27 protein-coding genes, 5 tRNA genes and 1 other RNA gene are annotated in these 25,058 nt (G+C 28.4%); 19 read left to right on the top strand and 14 right to left on the bottom strand.

The annotated features are described in order from the left end of the window. Nucleotides 1–51 precede the first annotated feature (51 nt). The 5 genes from tsf to infC all read right to left on the bottom strand — a co-directional run bounded on the left by tsf (nt 52) and on the right by infC (nt 3,186). Nucleotides 52–933: a translation elongation factor Ts gene (tsf, locus tag ACNQ12_RS02705; RefSeq protein WP_416754759.1), complete on the bottom strand. Its 882-nt coding sequence runs from the start codon at nt 931–933 to the stop codon at nt 52–54. A gap of 23 nt (nt 934–956) precedes the next feature. Next, on the bottom strand, nt 957–1,793 hold the full coding sequence (gene rpsB, locus ACNQ12_RS02700; protein ID WP_416754758.1) for a 30S ribosomal protein S2: 837 nt from the start codon (nt 1,791–1,793) through the stop codon (nt 957–959). Between the two features lie 231 nt (nt 1,794–2,024). Continuing rightward, on the bottom strand, nt 2,025–2,378 hold the full coding sequence (rplT, locus tag ACNQ12_RS02695) for a 50S ribosomal protein L20 (protein ID WP_416738679.1): 354 nt from the start codon (nt 2,376–2,378) through the stop codon (nt 2,025–2,027). 60 nt (nt 2,379–2,438) lie between these two features. Then, on the bottom strand, nt 2,439–2,618 hold the full coding sequence (rpmI, locus tag ACNQ12_RS02690; protein WP_369810263.1) for a 50S ribosomal protein L35: 180 nt from the start codon (nt 2,616–2,618) through the stop codon (nt 2,439–2,441). After that, nucleotides 2,608–3,186, bottom strand: coding sequence for a translation initiation factor IF-3 (gene infC, locus ACNQ12_RS02685; RefSeq protein WP_416754996.1), 579 nt, complete (start codon nt 3,184–3,186; stop codon nt 2,608–2,610). Before infC ends, rpmI begins: the two co-directional genes overlap by 11 nt. 377 nt (nt 3,187–3,563) lie before the next feature. On the opposite strand from infC, the gene whiA reads away from it, so the two are divergent. Further along, nucleotides 3,564–4,427: a DNA-binding protein WhiA gene (whiA, locus tag ACNQ12_RS02680; protein WP_416754756.1), complete on the top strand. Its 864-nt coding sequence runs from the start codon at nt 3,564–3,566 to the stop codon at nt 4,425–4,427. 80 nt (nt 4,428–4,507) lie between these two features. Here whiA and ACNQ12_RS02675 read toward each other — a convergent pair whose 3' ends face one another. From ACNQ12_RS02675 to ACNQ12_RS02650, 6 genes are all read right to left on the bottom strand, one after another. Continuing rightward, nucleotides 4,508–5,800 carry an aldehyde dehydrogenase family protein gene (locus tag ACNQ12_RS02675; RefSeq protein WP_418019322.1) on the bottom strand — a complete coding sequence of 431 codons (1,293 nt, stop codon included), beginning with the start codon at nt 5,798–5,800 and terminating at the stop codon, nt 4,508–4,510. A gap of 103 nt (nt 5,801–5,903) precedes the next feature. Beyond that, a tRNA-Leu gene (locus ACNQ12_RS02670) sits at nt 5,904–5,987 on the bottom strand. A 71-nt stretch (nt 5,988–6,058) separates the two neighbouring features. After that, nucleotides 6,059–6,134: transfer RNA gene (locus ACNQ12_RS02665), tRNA-Thr, on the bottom strand. Between the two features lies 1 nt (nt 6,135). Beyond that, nucleotides 6,136–6,211, bottom strand: a tRNA-Val gene (locus ACNQ12_RS02660). 3 nt (nt 6,212–6,214) lie between these two features. Beyond that, nucleotides 6,215–6,290, bottom strand: a tRNA-Glu gene (locus ACNQ12_RS02655). Between the two features lie 5 nt (nt 6,291–6,295). Beyond that, nucleotides 6,296–6,370: transfer RNA gene (locus tag ACNQ12_RS02650), tRNA-Asn, on the bottom strand. 1,093 nt (nt 6,371–7,463) lie between these two features. Here ACNQ12_RS02650 and ffs point away from each other — a divergent pair. Then, nucleotides 7,464–7,560: signal recognition particle sRNA small type (ffs, locus tag ACNQ12_RS02645), an RNA gene on the top strand. Between the two features lie 54 nt (nt 7,561–7,614). Here the strand turns inward: ffs and rplL are convergent. Beyond that, nucleotides 7,615–7,986: a 50S ribosomal protein L7/L12 gene (gene rplL / locus ACNQ12_RS02640; RefSeq protein ID WP_416754754.1), complete on the bottom strand. Its 372-nt coding sequence runs from the start codon at nt 7,984–7,986 to the stop codon at nt 7,615–7,617. A 34-nt stretch (nt 7,987–8,020) separates the two neighbouring features. Beyond that, on the bottom strand, nt 8,021–8,518 hold the full coding sequence (gene rplJ, locus ACNQ12_RS02635) for a 50S ribosomal protein L10 (RefSeq protein WP_416754753.1): 498 nt from the start codon (nt 8,516–8,518) through the stop codon (nt 8,021–8,023). A gap of 312 nt (nt 8,519–8,830) precedes the next feature. On the opposite strand from rplJ, the gene ACNQ12_RS02630 reads away from it, so the two are divergent. The 14 genes from ACNQ12_RS02630 (at nt 8,831) to ACNQ12_RS02565 (ending at nt 22,068) form a co-directional block, all read left to right on the top strand. Then, nucleotides 8,831–10,198, top strand: coding sequence for a hypothetical protein (locus ACNQ12_RS02630; protein ID WP_418037215.1), 1,368 nt, complete (start codon nt 8,831–8,833; stop codon nt 10,196–10,198). Between the two features lie 19 nt (nt 10,199–10,217). Next, the gene (locus ACNQ12_RS02625; RefSeq protein WP_416754751.1) at nt 10,218–10,532 is read left to right on the top strand and encodes a 4'-phosphopantetheinyl transferase superfamily protein; all 315 of its coding nucleotides are present in this window, start codon (nt 10,218–10,220) and stop codon (nt 10,530–10,532) included. Between the two features lie 11 nt (nt 10,533–10,543). Beyond that, nucleotides 10,544–11,317, top strand: a complete 774-nt coding sequence (locus tag ACNQ12_RS02620; protein ID WP_416754750.1) for a lysophospholipid acyltransferase family protein — start codon at nt 10,544–10,546, stop codon at nt 11,315–11,317. Continuing rightward, a complete protein-coding gene (locus tag ACNQ12_RS02615; protein ID WP_418037217.1) occupies nt 11,301–12,065 on the top strand; it encodes a segregation/condensation protein A in 765 nt (254 codons plus the stop codon). Before ACNQ12_RS02620 ends, ACNQ12_RS02615 begins: the two co-directional genes overlap by 17 nt. Beyond that, a complete protein-coding gene (gene scpB, locus ACNQ12_RS02610) occupies nt 12,055–12,627 on the top strand; it encodes an SMC-Scp complex subunit ScpB (protein ID WP_416741835.1) in 573 nt (190 codons plus the stop codon). Before ACNQ12_RS02615 ends, scpB begins: the two co-directional genes overlap by 11 nt. Nucleotides 12,628–12,680: 53 nt before the next feature. Further along, the gene (locus tag ACNQ12_RS02605) at nt 12,681–13,556 is read left to right on the top strand and encodes a pseudouridine synthase family protein (protein WP_418019320.1); all 876 of its coding nucleotides are present in this window, start codon (nt 12,681–12,683) and stop codon (nt 13,554–13,556) included. An 8-nt stretch (nt 13,557–13,564) separates the two neighbouring features. Further along, the gene (locus ACNQ12_RS02600) at nt 13,565–13,867 is read left to right on the top strand and encodes a hypothetical protein (protein ID WP_416754747.1); all 303 of its coding nucleotides are present in this window, start codon (nt 13,565–13,567) and stop codon (nt 13,865–13,867) included. After that, on the top strand, nt 13,867–15,192 hold the full coding sequence (locus ACNQ12_RS02595; RefSeq protein WP_418019319.1) for an amidase family protein: 1,326 nt from the start codon (nt 13,867–13,869) through the stop codon (nt 15,190–15,192). The genes ACNQ12_RS02600 and ACNQ12_RS02595 overlap by 1 nt, the downstream gene beginning before the upstream one ends. Then, a complete protein-coding gene (gene gatB, locus ACNQ12_RS02590) occupies nt 15,185–16,612 on the top strand; it encodes an Asp-tRNA(Asn)/Glu-tRNA(Gln) amidotransferase subunit GatB (protein ID WP_418019318.1) in 1,428 nt (475 codons plus the stop codon). Before ACNQ12_RS02595 ends, gatB begins: the two co-directional genes overlap by 8 nt. Continuing rightward, nucleotides 16,590–17,663: a YhjD/YihY/BrkB family envelope integrity protein gene (locus tag ACNQ12_RS02585; RefSeq protein WP_416754743.1), complete on the top strand. Its 1,074-nt coding sequence runs from the start codon at nt 16,590–16,592 to the stop codon at nt 17,661–17,663. Before gatB ends, ACNQ12_RS02585 begins: the two co-directional genes overlap by 23 nt. A gap of 439 nt (nt 17,664–18,102) precedes the next feature. Beyond that, nucleotides 18,103–18,612, top strand: coding sequence for an MAG0490 family ComEA-like DNA-binding protein (locus tag ACNQ12_RS02580; RefSeq protein ID WP_416754741.1), 510 nt, complete (start codon nt 18,103–18,105; stop codon nt 18,610–18,612). Further along, nucleotides 18,534–19,931, top strand: coding sequence for a ComEC/Rec2 family competence protein (locus tag ACNQ12_RS02575; RefSeq protein ID WP_418034707.1), 1,398 nt, complete (start codon nt 18,534–18,536; stop codon nt 19,929–19,931). The genes ACNQ12_RS02580 and ACNQ12_RS02575 overlap by 79 nt, the downstream gene beginning before the upstream one ends. A 3-nt stretch (nt 19,932–19,934) precedes the next feature. Next, a complete protein-coding gene (gene holA, locus ACNQ12_RS02570) occupies nt 19,935–20,870 on the top strand; it encodes a DNA polymerase III subunit delta (RefSeq protein WP_416754738.1) in 936 nt (311 codons plus the stop codon). Then, nucleotides 20,827–22,068: a hypothetical protein gene (locus tag ACNQ12_RS02565; protein WP_416754736.1), complete on the top strand. Its 1,242-nt coding sequence runs from the start codon at nt 20,827–20,829 to the stop codon at nt 22,066–22,068. The genes holA and ACNQ12_RS02565 overlap by 44 nt, the downstream gene beginning before the upstream one ends. A gap of 26 nt (nt 22,069–22,094) precedes the next feature. On the opposite strand, the gene ACNQ12_RS02560 is transcribed toward ACNQ12_RS02565, so the two are convergent. Further along, on the bottom strand, nt 22,095–23,018 hold the full coding sequence (locus ACNQ12_RS02560) for a nucleotidyltransferase (RefSeq protein ID WP_416754735.1): 924 nt from the start codon (nt 23,016–23,018) through the stop codon (nt 22,095–22,097). 148 nt (nt 23,019–23,166) lie between these two features. Here ACNQ12_RS02560 and rpmF point away from each other — a divergent pair, with 148 nt between their 5' ends. From rpmF to ruvB, 3 genes are all read left to right on the top strand, one after another. Continuing rightward, nucleotides 23,167–23,367, top strand: a complete 201-nt coding sequence (gene rpmF / locus ACNQ12_RS02555) for a 50S ribosomal protein L32 (RefSeq protein WP_416741824.1) — start codon at nt 23,167–23,169, stop codon at nt 23,365–23,367. 128 nt (nt 23,368–23,495) lie between these two features. Beyond that, nucleotides 23,496–24,095, top strand: coding sequence for a Holliday junction branch migration protein RuvA (gene ruvA / locus ACNQ12_RS02550; RefSeq protein ID WP_418019316.1), 600 nt, complete (start codon nt 23,496–23,498; stop codon nt 24,093–24,095). Beyond that, nucleotides 24,070–25,023: a Holliday junction branch migration DNA helicase RuvB gene (gene ruvB, locus ACNQ12_RS02545; protein ID WP_418019315.1), complete on the top strand. Its 954-nt coding sequence runs from the start codon at nt 24,070–24,072 to the stop codon at nt 25,021–25,023. Before ruvA ends, ruvB begins: the two co-directional genes overlap by 26 nt. The last annotated feature ends 35 nt before the right edge of the window (nt 25,024–25,058 follow it).

Here is a 25,058-nt window from a genome sequence, read left to right as displayed (position 1 = left end):
TATACTGAAAAAGCTCAGTAATATGCGTTTACACATAAAATTGTAGTTTTATTATTTAACTACCATACCAGCAACTTCTTCAGCAAAGTTTGATTGAACTTTCTCAATTCCTTCACCTACTTCATATCTAACAGCACTTACTAATTCGCAGTTGTGATTTTGTAAGTATTTTGCTACAGATAATGAGTCTTCCATAACGAAAGCTTGTTTTTCTAAAACAAATTCTGATAATTGTTTATTTAATCATCCTTCTGTTATAGAGATTTGAATTTTTTCAGGTTTATTTTCGAAACCAGCTGGTTTAACAAATCCTTCCTTGATTGAGTCAAGTCTGTCAGCTGGAATTTCGTTTACAAGAATAAATTCAGGATTCATAGCTGATACATGCATTGCAACATTTCTTGCTGCTTCTGTGTTGTTTCCTTTAACAGTAACAACTGCAGCAACTTGTTGGTTTGCGTGAACGTATATTCCTAAAACTTGGTCTTCTTGAGCTTCTACTCTTGTGAAACGACGAAGAGAAATTTTTTCTCCAATAACAGCTGTAGCGTTAACTAAAGCTTGTTCAACTGTTTCACCGTTAGCTAGTTTAACATCTAACCCTTCTTGTAAAGTGTTAGCTTTTGAGTTAAATAAAGCTGTAGAAACTTCATTTAATAATTGAATAAATTTGTCGTTTTTAGCAACGAAATCTGTTTCTGAGTTAATTTCAACTAAGATAGCGTGCTTGTCATCTCCAAGAGCTGTTACAGCACCTTCAGCAGTAATACGACCTGCTTTCTTAGCAGCTTTAACAATTCCATTTTCTTTAAGCCATGCAATAGCAGCTTCAATTTCATATCCTGTTGCTTCTAAAGCTTTTTTACAGTCAACAAGAGCTGAGTTTGTTCTAGTTCTTAGTTCTTTAATTAATTCCATTTTGTTATCTGCCATGATAACCTCCTAAATTTTTTTAATTAGTTTGCTTCTGTTGTTTGAGCTTCTGCTTCAGATGCTCTGTTTGTGTTGTTTCCAAATGATGGCAATACAACTTTATCATCTTCTTGGTAAGCAAATTTAACTTGTCCACCACGTGCTTTAACAATAGCATCAGCTAAAATTGTCATAATTAACATAATTGATTTAGCTGAGTCATCGTTTGCAGGAATACCGAAGTCAAGTAAATCAGGGTTAGCATTTGTATCTAAAATACCAATAACTTTGATTTTCTTTCTTTTAGCTTCTTTAACTGCAATTTCATCTTCATTTGGATCAGCAACAATCATAACTTGTGGTAAACGTTGCATGTCACGGATACCATTTAAGTTTTTGTGTAATTTATCTAATTCTTTATTAAATTCTAAAGCTTCTTTCTTTGTGTATCCAGCAAAGTTTTTAGCAGCTTTTGCTTCAAGGTCTTTCATTTTTTGAACACTTGACATGATTGTTTGGTTGTTTGTTAATGTACCACCTAATCATCTTTCTGTTACATATAATGAACCTGTTCTTTCAGCAGCTTCTTTAACAGCTTCACGAGCTTGTTTTTTTGTACCAACAAAAATAAATGATGCACCTTTAGATGCTAATGTGTTTACAAGTGAGTAAGCATATTCTAAGTATTTTTGTGTTTTTGTAATGTCAATAATGTGTGACCCTTTGTTCTTTTTATTAGGAACGATGAATTCCTTCATTTTAGGGTTTCAAGCGTGAGTTTTGTGTCCAAAGTAAGCACCAGCTTCTAATAATTTAGTTTTTGACACAATTGGAGTTTTTTGTTCTTTTTGAACTTTTTCTTTTTTGTTTTCTGTTGTCATATTTTATCCTTTTAGTTTGTTTTTGCTAAATAAATATTTCGAACACCTAGCACTATGATTAGCACACCCAAGTGAATCCATATTTATTGATTTAATATTTTAAGATTTATTTAAATTAATAATTCTTGTTTATATTTTATAAAAAAGTTGATTTTTTTGAAATTACTTTTTTATTTTTTTATCACTACTATATAGTCAATAAAATAAAAAAGGCTATTACTAGCCCTTAAATTATTTAGCTTCTTTAGCAATTTGAACTAAAACTGAGAATGTTTTAGGTTCATTGATTGCTAATTCTGAAAGCATTTTACGGTTAATTGTAACATTTGCTTTTTTAAGCCCATTGATAAATCTTGAATAGCTCATTCCTTCAGCTCTAACTGCTGCATTAATACGAGCGATTCATAATTTTCTAAAGTTTCTTTTAACTTGTTTACGGTCTCTGAATGCATATGTTCATGATTTAACAACTGCTTGTTTTGCAACTTTGTATCCAATTGACTTGTGTCCAAAGTACCCCTTAGCTAATTTTAGTCACTTTTTACGTCTTGCTCTTGTAACTGTTCCACCTTTAACTCTTGCCATAATTATTCCTTTCTAATAACGTAAGTATCTATGTATTTGAAATCTAATTGATTAACAAGATTAGATTAATGCTTTAAATCTTTTAAGATCTGATTTTGACATTTGAGCAGATTTACGTGATTGACGTTTTTGTTTTGTTGTTTTGTTTTGAGCTAAGTGAGAACGATATGCTTGTTCTCTTAAAATTTTACCTGTTCCTGTAACTTTGATACGTTTCTTTAACGCACTTTTAGTTTTCATTTTTGGCATTTAATTCTCCTTCTTTAGCTTCTTGATTTGAATCAAGATTCTTTTCTTTTAAGTATTTTTGAATTTTTTGTTTATTTGGTTGGAGATTCATGTCAAGGAAACGATCGTTAACTAATTTAGGTTCTGAAGTTTTTTCAGCAATATCTTCAACTAATGCGAAGAATTTTTCAATTGTTGCAAAACCTAAATCTTTTCTTCCTATTTCACGACCTCTTAGTTTTAAAGAAACCTTAATTCTGTCACCTTTTAAAAGAAATTCTCTAGCTTTTCTTGCTTTGGTTTTCAAATCATTTTCACCAATCATGGCAGTTAATCTAACTTCACGATTTTGGATTGTTGTTTGTTTTTCTTTTAGTTCCTTATTTTTCTTCTTACGGTCATATTTGAATTTACCGTAGTCTAAGATACGACAAATTGGTTTAGGTTCAACGCTAATTAAAACTAAGTCCATTTTATAGCTTTTTGCTATCTCAATAGCTTCAGATGTATATTTAACTCCAAGTTTTTCACCATCAGGTCCTAATAAAAAAACTTGTTTAAATGGGATGTCACCATTAATGTAATGCTCTGAAGCTGGTTTTTTTCCTTTTGTTTGAATAATAACTCCTTAAATAAAATTTAAATTTAATAAAAAGTGGTTTCCCACTTCATCTACTAAAAAAGGTATCAGAATTATGATACGTTTAATTGTAGCTAAACCCAAGACTATGGTCATCAGGTGAGAAGTGTCTTCTACTTTTCTGCAATTAACTCTATTGCTTTTTAATTTTAACAAAAAAAAATTAATTGTGAAATTTATTAACTGTATGCTTTTTGTTTTTTTATTACTTTTGGCACTGTATTTAGGCTGAATACATTTTGATTATAATTTTTCATAAAAAAAATTAAAAAAATCAATCGTTTTGAATACAAAAATAATTTTTTATAATTGTTTTTATGAAAAAACTACATTCTACTTCATTTAGTTTCGAAGTTAAAAAAGAAGTAATTAACAGCATTAGCAAGAAATCTGAAATAGTATCATTTATTAATGGACTAGTCTTTTGTTCAGCAGAACTTGATAAAAACAATAATTATGTATTATCTATTAAAAATGAATACTTAATGGATAAACTAATTCGTAAGCTCGATAAAATACATATGCCATATCAAAAACAAGCTAATTGAAAATCTAAACTGGTTATTTTTAATAACTCAATGATTTCACCAAATTTAGATTATAAAGATTATTTAACTTACTTCTTTGCGGGTGTTTTTTGTGGTGGGGGAAGTATTTCAGGTAAAAATTCTACTTCATATCATTTAGAGATAGCATCACACAATAAAATGAACTTGCAGAAAATTCAATCAAAACTGAATGAATATGAGTTTAATTTTAACTTCTTAGCTCGTGGTAATAAATTTATTATTTATAACAAAAATAAAGAAAAGTTAATTGATTTTTTAGCTGCAATTAATGCTAAAAACTCATGATATGATTTACAAAATTTAATAATTAAGCGTGATTTTGAAAATGTTACTAATCGCATTAATAACATTGATTTAAGCAATATTAATAAAATTGCACAAAGCACAATTCGCCATATTGAAAATATTAATTATGTTTTTGAACATAATTTAGAACAGTATTTTGATGAAAACCAGCTTGTTGCTTTTCGCATCAAATCAGAAAATAAATGGATTTCACTAGCTGAGCTATCATTTTTGCTCCAACAGCAACATAATATTTATATTTCAAAAAGTGGTCTTAACCACTGATTCCGCAAATTAGCTTTGGTTGTTGAACAAAACAAAAAATAAAGTTTTACTTTATATGTTTTAAAAAGTAATAAACAAAGAGAGCACTTTGACTGCTCTCTTTTTCTTTAATTAATACAAGCTTAATATTTTTTAATTTTTAGTAAAAACTTTACTATAAAATGAAGATTGTTTGAAAATAAAATTGCATTTATGTTTTTTGTATATAAAATTCATCTTCTTTTTCTGATAAAAATACTTCTCTGGTGGCTGAATGTTTCAAATCCAGCTTTACCATGATATTTTCCAATTCCACTACTTTTTATTCCACCAAAAGGTAAATTAGAATTATATATAAATTGGGATGTGGAATTTCAAGCAACGGATCCACTTGATATTCACATCTTTATTGCATCATATATTTTCTTATTTTTTGAAAAAATATAGGCAGATAACGAACTATCCAATAACTTAATTTCATTGGACAATTCATCAAAACTATGAAAAATTTTCATTGGAAGTATTGGGCCAAATATTTCTTCTTTCGCTAATTTGCTCTCATTTTGCAATTCACAGAGATAAATTTTGTGCTTGTCAAAATCTATTTCTTCATTAAAAATTTGACTTAATCGAGTGGCACTATCGGAATTTATTAAGTGAGCAAATTGGCCTTTGCCTTTTAGTTCATGTTGTACTAAGTGATAAAGTTGGAAAGCAAATTCTTGTTTAAAGTCTTCCGCTATTGCTGCATCTATTAGAATAAAGTCAGGAGCTAAACATGTTTGGCCAGCATTCATTAATTTAGAAAAAATAAGTTCTTGACATACTAGAGGTAAATCTGCATCTTTCGTTATAATTACTGGATTTTTTCCACCTAATTCCAAAACACAAGGAATCATTTTATCCGCTGCTTTTTGATACATAATCTTACCAACTGCCTGTGATCCAGTAAAGAACAAAAAGTCAGCTTTTTCTTCTATTATATGATTTGTTTCTTCGATATTGCAGTCCACCACATTAACTTCATCCTTTGGAAAGACATTATCTATAATTTTCTTAATAGTCTCATTAGAAAACTTTGACTTTTCAGAAAGTTTTAAAATAACTTTATTTCCGGCACCGATTGCATTGATCAAAGGAATAAATGCTAATTGGAAAGGGTAGTTTCAAGTAGAAATAATAAACACAGTACCATATGGTTGGCGTTCTATTATAGATTTCGTCCCTAATAGAGAAATTGGTTTGGATACAGTTTTAGGTTTTGCTCATTTTCGAATTTTTTTAATATATAAATTGATTTCATTAATGATCGGCAATATCTCTGTTATGTTTGCTTCATTTTTAGACTTTCCCAAGTCTTTTTCCAATGCCAAGCAAATATTATTTATATTCTTGTATATTTCTTTTTTCAAATTTGCTAATTTTTCTTTTCTCATTTTTACATTCATAATATTAAATACTAACAAATTTCGGAAAATAAAAAAATAACGTTAGAAGTTCTAGCGTTATCTTACTATTTAAAACTTTTTTATAAGATAATGGTGCGCGAGAAGGGACTCGAACCCTTATGCCGGAGGCACTAGAGCCTAAATCTAGCGTGTCTGCCAATTTCACCACTCGCGCATAAAATAAGGTTTAAAAATTATTGAACTAACGTCCAATAATAGATAAATTTTCCAATTTAAATCAGTTATTGGTGCCGTTTATAGGACTCGAACCTACGACCTACTGATTACAAGTCAGTTGCTCTACCAACTGAGCTAAAACGGCATGGTGGAAGATAAGGGACTCGAACCCATGACATTCGCCTTGTAAGGGCGACGCTCTCCCAACTGAGCTAATCTTCCAAATGGCAGTCTGTACGGGGCTCGAACCCGTGCATGCATGGATGAAAACCATGTGTGTTAACCACTTCACCAACAGACCATAAATGGCGCCGATTATTGGGATTGAACCAACGACCAACTGGTTAACAGCCAGCTGCTCTACCGCTGAGCTAAATCGGCACGCCTTATTTATTTATATCGCTTATATATTATAGCACACATTTAAAATTTAAGAAAAATATTTTTCATTTTTTTCTTTTTATTTTTAGCTATGCTTTAAAAGCAAGAATATTATAACACGAAAATATAAATTCATATTTTTTTATTCAAAAAATATCATTTATTTTTTATTATTAAATTTTATTTAAAAAATATAGCTTAATAAGCATACAAAAAAGAAGCTATATAATTAAATATGCCAAGTATTTAACTGCCCATTCGTTCTTATATTTGAGGACAATTCTTTGAGACTATTGAAAATTAATTGTATTGTTCCTTTATTTTCTAATCATTATGTGGAAATTTTGCGATAAGCGATTCATTTTAGCAATGTATTTTTAAATGGTATTGAAATGTCTAATCCTTCTGCTAATCCTCATATTACTGATTCTGTTAAATAGATTCCTTTTGGTTCTTTTACATAATATCTTTTGTTCAAATATTTAAAATAGATTTATCTACTAGATAAATTTACTAATGTTACATTTGAATATAATGAAGAAATAATCTTTTTCCCCTCTTCATCAAATGCAGCATATTAACTTTACTATATCAGGCAACATCATTTAATCTTTTTTATATTTACTTCAATATCCATTCTGCAGTTTTCTCTTTTTGTGGCTCTCTTATTAAGTAATGATTTTTTATTAAAAAATTTTTTGTGTTAAATTTCAATAATCTTAAAACCTTCTAAATATCTTTTAGATCAGAAAGAGAGATTCGAATTAATTCATAATTTGTTAGCACTTTTATTTTATTTATGTCTGTTTTGAATTTATATAAGAATTTTATACATCAACTATTATTTTTAAAAAGGGGAGAGTAAAATGAATCTTATTTACAGTTTCCCACAAATTATATTTTTGTGCATTTTGCCTACATTTATTATACAATTCAATGAGTTTCAAAATCGCTTTTTCTACACTTATATCACAATAGAAACCCAAAAAAAGATGGCAACTCTACTTTAACTTTAGTGGAATGTCATCTTTTTAATTTTTAGTTCAACAACAAGAGAAAAAAATTTCAAGAATATAGTAAATAATTGATATAATAATTAGGCCATTAGAACGATAACACCCTAACCTGGTCAGGATAGAAATAAAGCAGCCACGTGGGAAAGTATTGTGTCTAGTGGTTTTTGTTTTAGCTGTAAAAAATAAAAAGAAGCATTAGCTTCTTTTTTTAAAATTATATATAAGAAATTATTCAACTGTAACTTCAGCACCAGCTTCAACAAGAGCTGCTTTAATTTGTTCAGCTTCTTCTGGTTTGATGTTTTCTTTAATAACAGCAGGTAATGTATCAACAATTTTCTTTGCGTCCATTAATGGTAATCCTAATAAGTCTTTAACTACTTTAATAATAGCAACTTTTTTACCATTGTCAGCTTTTAAAACAACTTTAACGCTTGATTTTTCTTCGTTTGCACCTTCTGCTGGAGCAGCAGCAACAGCAACAGCAGCTGTTGGGTCGATTCCGAATTCTTCTTTCATTGCTTCTACAAGTTCCATAACTTCTTTAATTGACATTTCTTTTAATGATTCAATAAATAATTCTTTTGTTAATTTAGCCATAATATAATGTCCTTTCTTTAATTTGATTTATATATTATTCTGATTTACCTTCACTTACAAGTTTAAGTGATAATGAGATTTGTTGTAATGGTGCCATCATTGAACGTGCAAGGATCCCAAGTGCTTCTTCGTATGTAGGAAGTGTAGCAACTTCGCTAACACCTTTTGCATCAATAACTTTTCCTTCAAAAGTACCAGCTTTAACTACCATTAATTTGTGTAGCTTAGCAAATTTTGTCAATAATTTAGCAGCAGACATATCATCATTGTTTGAAAAAGCAAAGATGTTAGGTCCTACTAAATAATCAGCTAATTCACCGATACCTGTTTCATTTGCTGCAAGTTTAAATAAACGATTTTTATAAACTTTAATATCAACACCTAATTTTTTAGCTTCTTTTCTGAATTCTTCTAATTCTGAAACTGTTAAACCACGGTATTCAGCAAAAGCAACAGCTTGTGAGCTTTTGATTTTGTCAACGATTTCTAAAACAACTTCTTTTTTAGCTGCTTTTAATTTTGATTCTGACATATTTTCTGCCCCCTTTCAAAATTTATTGCAATACAATTGAACATTTGAAGTGATACACTCGGTAACCATAAATTAAGCTTGCGCAGTTACTGTCTTTATGTATTGCGTGTAAATTATAATATAAAAAACTAAAAACATAATCAAAATTGTATTTTTTCATTATTTTATTAAAATAGATAAAAATTAAATCATGGCACTCTACTTTAGTTTTGATGGAATGCCATTTTTTTAATTTTTACATTTAAAGTTTTTTTAATTTATTTTCTTTGTTTATTCCAAAACTTATAATATAATTTTATATGGAGTAAAAAAATGCTAAAGAAAACAAACATTTTAATACTAACATTATTAGCTAACAGCATCAATGAACTTGATGCTAAGTTTAAGATAGTAAAAAATGGTAAAAAACAGTTTTTACTCGATCTCGAACAAGCATTAAGTGTATGGCCAATGTCACTTATTAGTAGAAAACAAGAAATTTATTCATTGCCTAATGTTGCTTCTGCAAATAATGCTATAATTAAATGTAAATATCTTGACATTATAGAGAACTTGCCAATTGTTCATGAATTAAAAAACATTTTTCCGACAGAAATTTTTGAAGATTTCTTAGATATTTTTTACTGATATATTGGTGAACCAGTTGTTGAGTCACATGATAAACTTGATTTAGCAGTACTCCATAATCCATCAGATTACTTAAAATATCTTTTTGATGGTTCTTTAACAAAAAACAAAACAATCTTTTCTTTAGGTGACTTTGACTTTAAAATAACCAATGATCCAAGTTTTAATTATTTGTTTTTGCTACCTAATTTTTTCATTAATAATGCAATGGGCGATAGAGTCCTTCTTTTGGACTCGCTAAATCGCCCATTTTCTTATAAGTCTTTTAAAGATATTCATATTAAGCCTAAATTAATTATTGCTAACTATTCAAAGGCTATGTTAGAGTTTCTTAATCTTTATAATGTTAATTTCTGCTTGCGATTAAACAGCTTGCATGATATTAGTAATAACATTTTTACAAGAAGTATCAAAATGAGTGTAAAAATTATGGAAAGATATGAAAGTAAACGCTTAGAGCGACCATTTTTGCTTTGCATGAAGACAATAAATTACAAAAAATACTATCTATACTGCTATTTTATCCCAACTGGGGATGAAGTTAGAAGTGTTAAGCTGGATTTACTGCTTGATTATTACTTTTCTCCAAAAAATCACAAGCATTATTTTGAGATCTTTCAAGAAACTTATGTTAAATTTTTCTTAACAAACAAAAAACTAGTCTTGGAAAAATCAAAGTTACTTCCTGTTCACAACTCTCGTTTAGAATGGAATCAATATATACTAGATAAAGTTAACTATCTTAGTGAAAGTTCAACAAGAGGACACTCAAATGAATCAATCAGCTATCTAGGAATGTATCTGCTTTTTGTTGAAGCAGCTTTAAGTGACATAGCAAATCGTATTAATGCAATTATGAAAGATATTTATAATTCTAATTACCATTATAGTTTAAAAGATGTAGTTGAAATATTACATTTCAATGAGTCATTAAGTTCTGTTCATTCAGCAACTTTTGAAGTTTCCACCTTTAATGCAGTCTCGTTTGAAAAAATACGCTATTATAAAAAGTTTTTAGAATTGCTTGAATCCATTATTACTAATAATCAATAAATCTTATATAATTCATTACATGAATAGTTTAGGGATAGATATTACCAATATTTCACGTTTTTTAAATAAAGGTGAAATATTTTGAAATCGCATTTTATCAGCTGATGAGTTAGTTTATTTTAATAAACTTGAGACTCAAGATTCAAGAGCTAAATTTCTAGCGCGTTCTTGAGCTATTAAAGAAGCGATTTTTAAGGCTGATAACACATATATTGATTTTCGAAAAGTCAACATTAAAAAAGATCCAGAATCTAAACTATGAAAATTTAAAGATTTTTTAATCTCAATTAGCTATGCTAACGACTATGTTATAGCTGTTGTGACTAAACAATAAGAAAGGCCTTTATGAAAAAAACTGCATTAAACATCACCTTTAAAAAAATTATATTGTCTCCTTTGTGAGCTGCACGCTTTTTAAACTTAAAGCTTAAGTATCGCAAATATAAAAAGGATGCTGACCAAGTTCAGTCAATTGAACGTTATAAATATTTACTAAAATTAAGCAAAAAAATTCTAAGCTTATATAACATTGATGTTGTAGTGGAAAATTATGAAAATTTACCTGCATCTGGTAGTGTCTTAGTAACACCAAATCATAAGTCTCTTTTTGATCCACTTATTATGTTAGTGGCTTTAGAAAAACAAACATATGAAGCAAGTGCAAAAGAGCTGATTCCAACTTTTATTGCTAAAAAAGAGCTAGCTGATGCTAAATTTATTAAAAGCGCATTACACTTATTAAATACTTTCTTTGTTGATCGTAATAGTGTTAAACAGAGTTTGCTAGAAATGAATAAATTTGCTGAATTCATTAAGCTAAATAAAACTTATGGTGTAATTTTCCCAGAAGGAACTAGAGTATTAGACCAGCCACTAGGCGAATTTAAATCAGCGCCTTTTAAGCTAGCACAAAAAGAATACTTAACAATCCAGCCAGTGGCCATTTTACATTCACAAGAAGCTGATAATAGTAAACGCAAAGGTAGATTAACAGTAACGGTAAGATTCTTAACACCTTTAAAGCCTAATAATTTCATTACTCAAGATTCAGCTAAGGTTGCGGCTCATGTACACTCAATAATTCTTAAAGAGGTTGATTCTGATGGCGATCAAAACTAATCCATACTACAGTGAATATACTTTTCAGTTACAAGACTTTGATGGTCCATTAGATTTATTACTTTCTTTAATTAAAGATAAAAAAATTAGTATTTTTGATATCAACTTAGTTGAACTAGCTGATCAATACTTAAAAATTATTAACCAATTAAAAGGTAGCGAAATAGATATTGCTGGTGACTATCTAGTTATGGCTGCTACATTATTAAAAATAAAGGCCAGCATGGTTTTACAAGATCCAGAATCTGATGAACCTGCTGAAGTTGTTGAAGAAAAAAAGAAACTGATTCAACAGCTTGTTGAATATCAACAATTCAAAGAAATCAAAGAAGCACTAAGAACATTTGAGTCTGACCGTGAAGACATGTTCATAAAAGCACCTTCAAATGTTGATGATTTTATTGTTGACAGTGATGATTCCAGATTAGATGGACACTCTAATCCAGTTAAACTTATTTCCGTTTTAAGAAAAATGTTTGAAAGGGTTTATGCACAACATTTGCGGACAACTAAATTAGAAACATTTAATTTATCGCCTTCTGACCAATTTCCTTTTATTAAAAAAATGCTTAAACAACACGAGGTTCTAACATTTGAAATGGTATTTACACAGCCATCCTTAAATCACTTTGTTGTTACACTGCTTGCTGTATTAGTACTGGCTAAACAACAAGTACTAGTTATTGAGCAAAAGGAAGAATTTGGAGAAATCACAATCAAAAGAGGAGAGCTTTATAATGAAAAATAAAATTTTAGAAGCTTTATTATATATTCAAGGAGATGATGGATTGACACTAGAACAAGTCAAAGATATCTTCTCTTTAGCTACTTTAGCAGAAGCTAAAAAAGTTATGTCTGATTTTCATACTTATTTTAATGACATGGAACTAGGGATAAAAGTTGTTAACTTTAATGAAGTTTACAAATTTGCCACCAGAGAAACATTTAAAGATTATGTTTCAAAAATGGTTTCAATTGTTAAAAAACAAAGATTATCTAATGCCGCAATTGAGGTAGCAGGTATTGTAGCTTATAAACAACCAGTTACACGTAGTCAAATTTCAGTAATTCGTGGAGTAGCATCCGATCAAGTGGTTAATACATTACTTGTCAAGGGTGTTATAGAAGAAGTTGGGATTGCGCCAACACCAGGAAACCCTGTTTTATATGGTGTTACAAATAAATTTTATGATCACTTTAAACTAACTAGTATGCGTGATTTACCTAAATTAAACGAATTCAACTACGTAGAAGGTGTTGAAAACGAAAATAGTGATTTCGATTTATTTTCATCACAACGTGAAGAATAAGTTGGCTATGCCAATTTTTCTTTTTTAATAATATAATAATATAAAGGGGTTATATGCTAGAAATAAAAGCAACAAAAAACGATGCTGGTAGAAGTATATTTAAAGTAATTACTAAATATTGTTCAACCCTACCACATAGTCGCATTGAAAAAATATTTCGGAAAAAAGATATTAAAATAAACAATGATAGAAGAATAACAAAAAATCAAATAATTAATGAAGGTGACTTAATTTTAATTTATGGAATCTTAGAAGATAGTGCAGAATTTAAGTCCATCGAAACAAATGCAGTTAAGCCAAACTTTAAAGTGTTATATGAAGATGACAACATTTTAATCATCGATAAGCCTGCTGGCGTTGAAGTTCATGGCGAGGATAATTGCCTTGATAATCAAGTATTAACTTATTTAAATTTTAAACCAATCGATAGTTTTAGACCTTCTCACATTGGACGTTTAGATAAGGAAACAAGTGGTATTATTTTATACGGAAAAAATTATCAAACTGTGTCATATTTTAATGAGCACTCTAATAATTTAATTAAAAAATATACTTTTTGAAGTAATATAAATCTGGAAAAGTATACAGAATTAAATCCTTTAAAAATTACATTATATTCAGTTAAAGATGAGCCAAACAAGCGCATGAAAGTAAGTCCAAAAAAAATTCAAGATGGGAAAATAACAACCACTTTATTTTATATGGAAGATGGCAAAAAAATAGCTGAATTAATCACTGGTCGTAAACACCAAATTAGAGTTACATTAAAATATTTAGGATATCCAATTTATGGTGATAAGAAATACCATGGTCCTAATGCTAAAAGATTACAATTACATTCATATAGTTTAAAATTCAAAGATATTACAGGTGACTTAAAATACTTAAATAACTATGAAGTATTTTCATTACCGAACTTTAAAAAATAGGAGTACAAATGAAACAAATTTCAAGAGAAAAATTAATAGATATTGTGCAATCTTTAATGTTACGCCCAAATGATGATGTTTTAGATAAAATACTAGTTTCTTGGGAGCACATTCAAGCAGATCTTGCTGGTTTAAATGCTTTAAATTTAGAAAACTTAGCACCAATGGAAAGAATTAATGAAGATTTACACATAGATCTTTTGCGCGAAGATATTGAAGATGATTCATATTCAATTACTCAAGCTAATATTTTAACTAATGCTCCTGCAACTAGCGGGGAATTTGTTGTACTTACAAAGGTGGTAAAATAATGAGACAATTTAGCAACAAAGGAAATTACACTAAAGCTTATAATGAATTAAAAAATGACTCAAATAATGCTGTAGCATACTTATATCCAGAAAAAACTTATCAAGAACAAAGTACAGCATTCAATAATGTTGTAGTCACAATTAAAGATGTTTTTGCAACAAATGATGCTCCAACAAGAGCTTCTAGTTTAATATTGGATAATTTCCAACCATTTTATAATGCAACTGTTGTACAAAAATTAATTGATGCTAATGCAAAAATTGTTGCAAAAGTTAATAATGATGAATTAGCTCTTGGAGGAACTGGTACATACAGTGCTTATGGGCTTGTAGTGAATCCTCACGATCCAGAAAGATTTGTTGGCGGGTCGTCATCAGGATCAGCAGCTACAATGACACCAAATGTTGGCTTTGCGTTAGGCAGTGATACAGGTGATAGTGTAAGATTACCTGCTGCTTTCAATGGATTAATTGGATTTAAGCCTTCTTATGGAGCTATTAGCAGATATGGCATGTTTGCATATGCTTCTTCATTAGATACAGTTGCATATTTTACGCATAATGTTAATGATGCTATATTAGCTGCTCAAACATTATTTGGAAAAGACTACAAAGATATGACTAGCATTAATGTCCCGATAGCAAACGCAGTCAATAAAAAACCAAATAAAATTGCCTTTTTAGACTTTAGCAGATTTGTTAAACCTTATGTAAATGAAGCAATGATACAATTTATTGAAAAAATTAAAGCAAATGGAACTGAAGTCGAAATTATTCAACCTAACCTAGAGATTTTAAATGCTATCAATATAGTGTACCGTGTAATAAGTTTCTCAGAAGCAAGCTCAAATTTAGCGAACCTAACTGGTATTGGATTTGGTAACAGGGTGAATGGTGATTCTTGAGAAGAAATTATGCTCAATACCAGATCACAAAAGTTTGGAAAAATGGTACAAGAACGTTTAGCTCTTGGTAGTTACTTTTTATATACGGAAAATCAAGAAGAAATTTTTATTAAAGCTCAGAAAGCGCGTAGATTGATAAAGAATTATTACACAGAGCTACATAGTACATATGATTGTGTACTTTTCCCAGCATATTCTGGAATTGCACCAAAATTTAATGAAGATACATCAGCAAACGGAGTGATGAACTTTATTTTAACAGGTGCAAACTTAACAGGAAATCCATCAATTACTATACCACTTGGTGTACACCAAAATATGCCATACAGTTTTGCAATTGAATCAGCTATTTACAGCGATGAAAAACTATTAGGATATGCTGAATACTTTGAAGAATTAAGAGGAGAAATCAATGGATAATTTTGAAGTAATTATTGGTATTGAAATTCACGTTGAGTTAAAGACTAAGACAAAAATGTTTTCACCTGCCGGAATTGATTTTAATGCAATACCTAACACCAAAGCAAATCAAATTGATTTAGCTTATCCAGGCACATTGCCCCAAGTTAACAAACAAGCTGTTAAATATGGTATAGCACTTGCTAAAGCATTAAATATGGAAATCGATGATGAGTTACATTTCGACAGAAAAAATTATTTTTATCCCGACTTACCTAAAGGATATCAAATTACCCAATTTTTTAGACCTATAGGTAAAAATGGTTCTTTAGTGATACCAACTAGTTTTGGGTCAAAAACAATACAAATCGAAAGAATTCACCTTGAAGAAGATACAGCTAGACAACACCATGATGAAACAGGTACAAAACTAGATTATAATCGTGCTGGAATTCCATTAATCGAAATCGTTACGTATCCAGTTATACGTACAGCTGAAGAAGCTGCTAATTATGTGGATATGATTAAGAAAACTGTTCTTGCTTTAGAAATTTCCGAAGGGAAACTCGAACAAGGATCATTAAGAGCTGATATTAATATTTCACTTAGACCTTATGGTGTAGATAAATTTGGAACTAAAGTTGAAATAAAAAACATGAATTCGACTTCTAACATCAAAAAAGCAATTGAATACGAAATTAAATTGCAAAGAGAAAAATTACTTCGGGGTGAAGTTATTTTACAACAAACAAAGCGTTTCGATGACACCAATAATCAAACAGTTGTTATGCGTACGAAAACTGGCACAACTGATTACAAATATTTTGCCGATCCCAATATCCCTATTATTAAGCTCTCAAAGGAATTTGTTGATAGCGTTAAAATTAATGAATTGCCTAATGAGAAATTAGCTAGATACACTAATTATGGTATTCAAAACATTTATATCCAAAGCTTAATTGATGACTATGAATTAAGCAAATATTTTGATTCTATCCCTTATAACGATAAGGACAAATTGTCTAAGGTGTTTTTTGCTGAAGTTGTCTCTTTAGCCAATTCAACATCTAAGCACACTGTGGAATTAGGTATTGATCCTAAATTATTAGCTCAAGCATTAGAATTGCTGCAAGATGAAATTATTTCAGGAAAATCACTTAAAAAATTAATACCTATGTTAGTTCAATATAATGGAGAATTGGAACCATTACTAGTAAAACACAATCTTAAGCAAATTACTGACCCAGTAATTATTGAAAATCATATTGCTCAAATAATTTCTGCTAATTCCGACATGTTAACTGAATACAATACTCGGCCTGAAAGAGTTATCAAGTTTATTCTAGGGGCATTAATGAAGGAAACTGGTGGGCAAGTAAGTCCAGTGCTTTCAAACCAAATTGTAGTAAAATTATTAAATGAAATGACAAAGCAAAAATAATGATTTTTATTACAAACTAACAAAAAGCAAAAATAAAAATCGCCATATTAAAAAGCAATTCCATCAAAACTTAATTTTTCCAGATCGTTTTGTAGTATTCTTAATTTTATATGAGTTTTTAATAAAGAAAATATTAATAACATTCTTTGCTAAGTTGCTACTTAGAGCAAGAAATGATAGTGACAATCGCAAAAGAATTAAGGTTATCGATAATGTTTACACAAACTTTAACAGCAAAGAATATAACTTTATTTGACTTTCTAGTGCTTTTTATCTTTTAATCTCTTTTGTGCCCGTAATTTATATTGTTTACTTACTAAATCTTTTTGTAAGCAATATTCCATCATTTTATAATTTTGTTGGTAAAGATTTTGCAACTGAATTTTCATCACGTACCTTAGGGAGATTTTTGCCTGGTTCACAATCTTATTTAATTAATATTGTTGCTGATCCAAATGCGGGATTTTCATCTAAAACTATTTTGCCAAACTTACTATTATTCCTTTCATCACTTTATATTTCAAGTACTGGATATGGTAAATTAGTATCATCAACTAACTATATTTATGAACATTATAAAATGGGAACTTATTGAGGAAATAAAATAAAAGGCTTTTTCATCGTGCTTTGTGTGTCGGTATTGTTCTGGGCGTTTGCGACTGCAGACATCATGTTAGAGAAGCGTATTGATCCAGCACCTAATAATTGACTAAATTTAATAGTATATTTTACATTTACAACAATATTTGTTTTTGTATTGTTAATAATGTTATTTAAACTGATACCATCATTTAAATTAAATTTAAAAAGTATTTATAAGGGCGCAATGCTTTCTGCTACCCCAACCATTTTGCTTGTCTTATTATTTAATACAATCAATAGTTATTTCAATTATGATAAATTTGGAGGGGTTGTGGGATTCTTCTTCACAATAGCTTTCTTTATTAACTGATTTGTTTACTTTATGTTTTTGGGGATTACCTTTAATAATGCATATTATAAAAACTACATCAGTACACGCACAATTAACAAAAGACAATGATTATTTTAAATTTATTTTATTTATCATGCTAAGGAAATTAGCATGATATTTTTATTTAAGCCTACCCTGTAGAGATGAAAAAAAATAAAATCTAAGAAATATTATTTCTGATTAGAAAAAAATAGTGTATTATATCTATGGGACATGAGAATGTCCTGTATACTGCTTAAATAGTAAACTATTTATTATTTTGTACTAAGTTATTGTGCTTAAAAAGTCGCATTTTAAGCAAATCATTTATATATACATATTTATTTTTTATTTTACAACTTGTTTTTTATTTCTTATATATCTTAATATATTTTATAAATTCTTACACATCCAGTATTTTATTTTTATACATATAATATATAAGGCCACAGTTATCTGTGGTTCTTTTTTATGTTTACTTTTTTGGTATTTTGTTAACTTATAGTACTTTTTAGGCTAAATTTAATATATAGAATGTATGCAAAATAAAAAAATCTGACTTTACCTTATAGGGCTTTCAATAGCTGGTGCCATTTCAGGTTTTGTTTTATCTCAAAGATTAAACCAGAGGCAAATATCTGATGGTCAAGAGAAAAAAGAAAAATCTGAAAAAGTTTACCACTATCGCCTTAGTGGCAATGTTTTGCATACAAAAATCGAATCATTAGCTCCACTTACATATCGTGAATTGTTCTTTTTAGCGCAAGCAAAGACTGGCTCTAAATTTGATAAATTTAAGCTAGATGAATATGCAGATGATAAAAAAACAATTTTTGTTCCTAAATATGATTGAATCTTATATTGAAGCGATATTAAGTCCATAAGTGACTTTATTGCATTCGGAATAGATAAAAAATATGCAAAAATTTTATTCGAATATCAAGAAAAACACAAGCAGGATACGGTGACATGAAAAGATATTGAATCAATAAAGGGTATTGGTTACAAAACTTTTCTAAAATTAAAAAAATTTTTAATTTTAGAATAATGTGAATCAACTTTTTTATTTGCTTATCTCTTTTTGCACTAATGATTGATACAAACCAATGACTTTTAGGAATCCCGATAGCAATCTTAATATTTTATATTGCTTGTATAAATTTGAAGTTTATGTGATTAATTTGGTTATGCTTACTTATTTGATTTATCTTTTGAAATATCCATAACTATATTTATCTAGAAAATTGATATGAATATAAAGAGATAAATGGGCGTTATACAGTAATTGATGTAACTGAAAAAAATGTTTATGTGCAAGATCAGTATTTACGTAAGCTTGTAGTTTGAAAAAGTGATCTATATTCCGACATTACAATATACTCACAGTTTTATGCATCGGGAAAATTAATGCCCATGGACTATAATTCAAATTATTATGCGTCAAACAATATTTATTATATTTTCAAGGTTACCCACTACACTAAACTCGAAAACTGATGAAATATAAGGCATTGATTTTTTAGATATTATTTACAAAAAGATATAGGCTATTATCAATTAATAATCCCATTATTATTTGGTTTTAATATTCAAGTACACAACGAAATAATACAGTCTCTAAAAGATATGGGCGCTGTTCATTTAATAGTTGTCAGTGGATTACACTTTGCTACAATTTTTGGTTTAATAAAACTACTAACATATAAATTTGATAAAACTAAAATATTGTGCACTGTTTTAATAATCATTTATTTCTTTTTTGTGAAAAAGTCAATTTCAGTATTTCGTGCCTTTGCTTTTTTGCTTATTCAACAGTTTCTTATGAAAAAACACTGGCACCATCGGGTATCATTACATCAAATTTTATTTTGAATATCATTTATATACTTATTATATTCGCCTAAAAATGTCTTAAACTTAGGCTACTGATTATCGTTTATTTTAACTTTTTCCTTAATCCTTTACAGTCAAGGCCAAGCTAAAATAGAAGAAGAAAAACATAAAAACATAACATATCTAAAAGCTTTATATTTATTAAAAATTTACTTTTTTTCGTGATTTCTATCTATTACCATAATCACAGTACAACAGCATGCCTTTAGTATTCTGAGTTTTCTTTACATTCTTCTGTTAACTCCTGTGTTTCAGCTTGCAATCATCTTTTTTGCTATATTTTTTCCATTAACTTTTATATGTAGTCCAATTTCTTATTTATTAAGTAAATTAATTATTTTGCTTCATAGTTTTAATTTACGAGTTGAAATCCCGAATAGTAACTATCTTCAAGCGTTATACATATTAGATTACTTTATTTTATTGAAACAATCATTAATTTACAAAAAAAGTGAAACAAGAAAGTATAATTAAGGTATGACTATTATCACTGGAACAAATCAATATTTTATTAATCAAAAAATCAAAGAAATTAAACAGCAATATAGAACTGACTGTATATTCGAAATAAAAGAAGACTTATCTGACTTAGACATTCTCACTAGCTTATTACTATCAAATTCTTTATTTTCTGGAGATAAACTTTTAATTTTATATAACCCTAAATTTTATAAAGATAAAAGCTTTCTTAAAAATAGCAAAATTACTCTTGAACAGCTAGCTGAATTGTTTAATCAGTCATCGGTAAAGTGTTTAATTTATTTGCAGGAAATTAAGCAATTAGATAATAAATTTCTTTCTCTTTTACGCATAGAAAATAAATTTGAATTTCATGCATATAATGAAAGCGAATTTATTCAATGAGTTAATAAGCGTTTTACTGAATGTGGGTTAAAAATTAACTATAGCGACTTATTATATTTTTTGACAAAAATACCAAATGATATCGCTATTGCTCAAAATGAAATTGATAAGCTTGCACTTTTAAATGAGCCAATAAATAAGGCCTTAATTGATAATTTTATTGCACAATATCCTATAGATGACCCTTTCTTTTTTTCGAATGCTTTAGGTACAAATAATTTGCAAGAAATATATACTAAGTACATATTATTAAGCACACAAGGTGAGGATATTAATAAACTAATATACACAATCAGCAATACAATGTGCTTATTAAATAGATATTTTACTTATTCACGAGCCATCTTACACCGTGATACATTAGCTAATAAACTAAACATTTCAATAAAAAGATTATTTGTCATTGAAAAAATTGCAAATAATTACAAGGCAAATGATGTAAGAAGAATCCTTACTGAATTAGGTCACCTTGATTATAAAATTAAAACTACGGGGGTAGACTCAAATGATTTATTCCAATCTTTCTTGACAAAAAACTTCGGAAAATAAAATACATTCTTTTATTTTCTTAGATGAGGAAATTCTTAAAAATAATGAATTAATTGTTTCAGTAAAGTATTTTGAAAATATATTAAAAAAATTAGGCGAATTAAGCGCTTTTAACTATGAAGTAGGAATAGTAATTCCAGATTTATATAGTTTTTATAATTATCATCTTATGTTATTGGATGATGAAAATGAAAATTTAGCTAAAAAAAGAATTAAGAATTTACATTTATTTTTGTCTAAAGCATCAAAATTAAATACTAAATTTTATTTTACTTTAGACTTTCATAGCATTGCTTCATTTTCCGATGTTATTAACAGGGTGGATCTTAATAACTTTGAAGTTAAAGAAAACATTGATAACCATTCATCTTTAAAATACAATGACTTGCTTTATACACAAGTTATAAAGTTGAAAAAAGATAATGTTGAAAATGAGTTATATGACCACATACATAAAATTTATACTGCATTGTCAAAATATGTAGAAATTAAAGGCTTTTTTATCAGTAACTTATTTGAATTTTGCCAAAACAAGCAAAACCAGGTGGGCACTGATGATTATAAATTTATTGTAAAAACATTTCAAAAAGTTATTAGTTCAATGCATATTGATATAAATATTTATGAATCAATGAATAAAGCAGCATTATATTTGCACAAAAAACTACAACCATTAGAAATTTATACTGACATTGTTTTATCTTCACAGTTCAATGAAATAGTAAAAAATATTGAAACATTATACAAAAAAGATTTAAATGTAATATTTAATTCAAATAAGTTTTTATCAACTCGCACTGGCTCATTTTCTTATAAAGACACTCAGGTACGAATTATTCTTGAAAACCTTTCAGTTTCATCAAGAAATTATTGCTATTACTTTGCATTCGAAAACAAGGAAGATCAGTGAAAAGTAGACTTATTTGATTATCTCTTATTGCAAGATAACATAAATGGATATTTCATTTCTACTCTTTATAAGCGTCATGATATACTACATTATAACAATCCCGGAAATTCGGTCAAAATAGTATCATACTGTTTTAGATCAAATACATATAAACATATTTTTACAGGGGATTCTGAATTTAAATTCAGTTTTAGATACCAAAACATTAGGCAACACATTAAAATTATGTGAAAGAAAATCCATAAGGAAGTTCATTCTTATGGATATAAATGAAATCGAATTAAGTAATGGAAAGCGAGAACATTATGTTCTCGTTATTTTTTTACCTTAAGTAATATATTGATATAAGTTCTTTGTATTCTGCTGCGAGTGTATCTCTTTGAAACACAAGCATCAATAAAATTGTGATAATTGTCATTTAATAACACTTGTTTTTTAAATAAGTTTTCAATCCCCTCATCAACAAGTTTGTATTTTGCTAATTTACTAGGCTCTTGCTTTAATATAATTTTCTTAAATTTTGAATAAGTTACTGAGATATCTCTTTTCAGATCATAAGATAAATGCATTGGAGTAAAAGATGAAATATCTTCATGTGCTTTTAACATTTCCCTTATTTTTGATGCACTTGCAAAAGAGGATTTAATCTCTTTTGCATGAAATTCGATAGTTCTTTGCATGCTAATGGGTTGAATTTGCAAGTCATTATTCACAATTGTTTTAACATATTCAAGGCCTAAAATATCATTTGGCATTTGTATGTTTTGCCCCATAAGTTCTTGAATTGCTAAATTATTGGCTTTAGGATAACTGTTTCCACCAGACTTTAAATATTTTCTTACTAAAGCATTATATTCATTTGGATTAGCCTTAATTGCTTTAGCAATATTAATAAAAGACTCAATATCATTGGTTTCTGAGCCAAAAACTAAATAATTAATATTGTGCTTAGCTAATAGTTTAACTCCTGCTTGAGCAAAAACATGTGCAGCTTGTATAACATCAGTATCTTGCATCTTAACCACTTTATTTACACCAAAAGCTTTTGCAATATTCTTACGTGAATGGAAGCTTGCGCAAGTAATCTCACCTCTTTGAGTAAATTTATTTGACATTGCAACTATTATATAAGCATTAGGAATGTTTTTTCTTATTCAGTTAATTTGATAAATATGTCCATTATGAAATGGGTTATACTCAGCAATTATTCCTACGCGATTTTTCTTATTTTTTTTCACAAATAAATTATAATTATATTGCTTAAAATAAGTATGATATTTTTGCAAAATTAATAACTATTTTTTACTAATTAAATATTTTTAAATTTTAATTTTTATAATATAATAAATTAGCTTATTAATTAATACATACTTCAAAGGGGGTAAAATGGCTATTGTTCCAAAACGTAAAACGTCTAAACAACGTAAACACAAAAGAAACACTCACTCAGCTTTAGATACACCTAACCTTGTATCTTGCAAAAACTGCAGTCAAAAAATTGAACAACATGTTGTATGTCAATTTTGTGGATTTTACAAAGGTAAAAAAGTTGAAGGCTATGTTGCATTAAACGACAGAAATAAATAATAACTTTTTATTAATTAATCATTCTTATAAATAATTAAAGCACTGGAAATAGTGCTTTTTTGTTTTCTTTTAGTTCATTTTGCCTAATAAATAATTTAAATAATGAGAGATTAAGAAAGGTAAATAAAATGAAATTATATATTATTGGAGAAATTGTTTATAAGAACAAGAATAACATCATATTAGAATCACGATCAGAAGGCTATTTAATGACTGTTTCAGACGAATCTAGATATGAAGTTGGACAAAAAGCTAAGATCTATTTATATGAACATAGAACTGAGTACAATGAATGCACTTATGCCTTTAGAGATTTTAAAGAACGTTTATTATTTTTAGACTTAGTATCTGTTGAAAAAATAGGACCTAAAATTGCAATGATTTTACTTGATAAAGGATGAGAATATATAGCTCGTCTAATTGCACACAATAATTATCAAGAATTAGCTTCTATTCAATTTATTAATGAGAAGCTAGCTAATATTATTTGTGTGCAATTATCAGAAAAATGATCAAAAATTATTTCTAATGCAGATAATAAGAAAGCTGAAAAATCACAACTCCGCGAAGAACTAAATAAAACATTACAACAATTGGGCTTTCAAAAAAGTCAAATAGATTCCGTGATGAAAAAAATCAAATTTACTGACAACATAGATAGTATGATTGAAGAAAGCATTAAACTCATAGCTAACGAAAACAATGACATATCTAGACTTGAGGCCTAATAAATTTAGTGAATTTATTGGCCAACATAAATTAGTCAAAACACTTCAAGCTATGATGCGAAGTGCGAAAATTCAAAACAAAATTCTAGATCATATTTTATTATATGGCTCACCTGGAATGGGAAAAACTACATTAGCCACTTTAATTGCAAAAGAAAATCAATCAAGAATTCATTATATTCAAGGGGCTAACATAGAAAAAAAGGCTGATTTAATTAGTGTTCTTTCAGTCATAAATGAAGGCGATATTGTTTTTATCGATGAAATTCATAGTATTAATAAAAATGTTATAGAGTTTTTATATGGAGCAATGGAAGACTTTGTTTTTGACCTTATTGTTGGTGCTGATGGTAATTCTAGAGCAATAAGAATGAAAATCAAACCTTTTACATTGATTGGCGCTACAACTAAATTAAACGAAATCTCTCAACCACTTAAAGATCGTTTTGGATTTATTGGAAGAATTGTCAACTATACATCTGATGACATCTTTAAAATTTTAAGTATATCCAAAACCAAATTAGCCATTGATGTATCTGATGATATTTTAAAAATTGTTGCAAGTTATTCACGTAGTACACCTCGCTTAGCAAATCACTTACTTGAAAGAATAAATGATTTTGCACTAGCCCATAACAAAGGAGTTGTTAATAAAAGAATAGTTAAAAAGACTTTTAAATATCTTGACCTTTATGAATTTGGGTTAACTAAAGATCATATTGAATATTTAGAAGTTTTGAAAGAAGGTTTTGAAGAAAAATATGTTGCCTTAGATACTATAACTGGGCTACTTCTTCATACTAAAGAAAGTATAGTGAATGAAATTGAGCCACCTTTATTATTGCTTAAATTAGTTGAAAAAAGTTCTAAAGGAAGGCGAATAACTTCTGAAGGAATTGACTACTTGATTAGGCAAAACTTATATTAAAAATTTATAAAAAAGTCAAATATTGCTGTATTTAT

The sequence above is a fragment of the Mycoplasma paraquilae genome, from assembly GCF_048284415.1.
Lineage (GTDB): Bacteria > Bacillota_I > Bacilli_A > Mycoplasmatales > Metamycoplasmataceae > Mycoplasmopsis.
The sequence above is the reverse complement of the archived record's forward strand: the minus strand, read 5'-3'. Positions and strand labels throughout refer to the sequence as shown.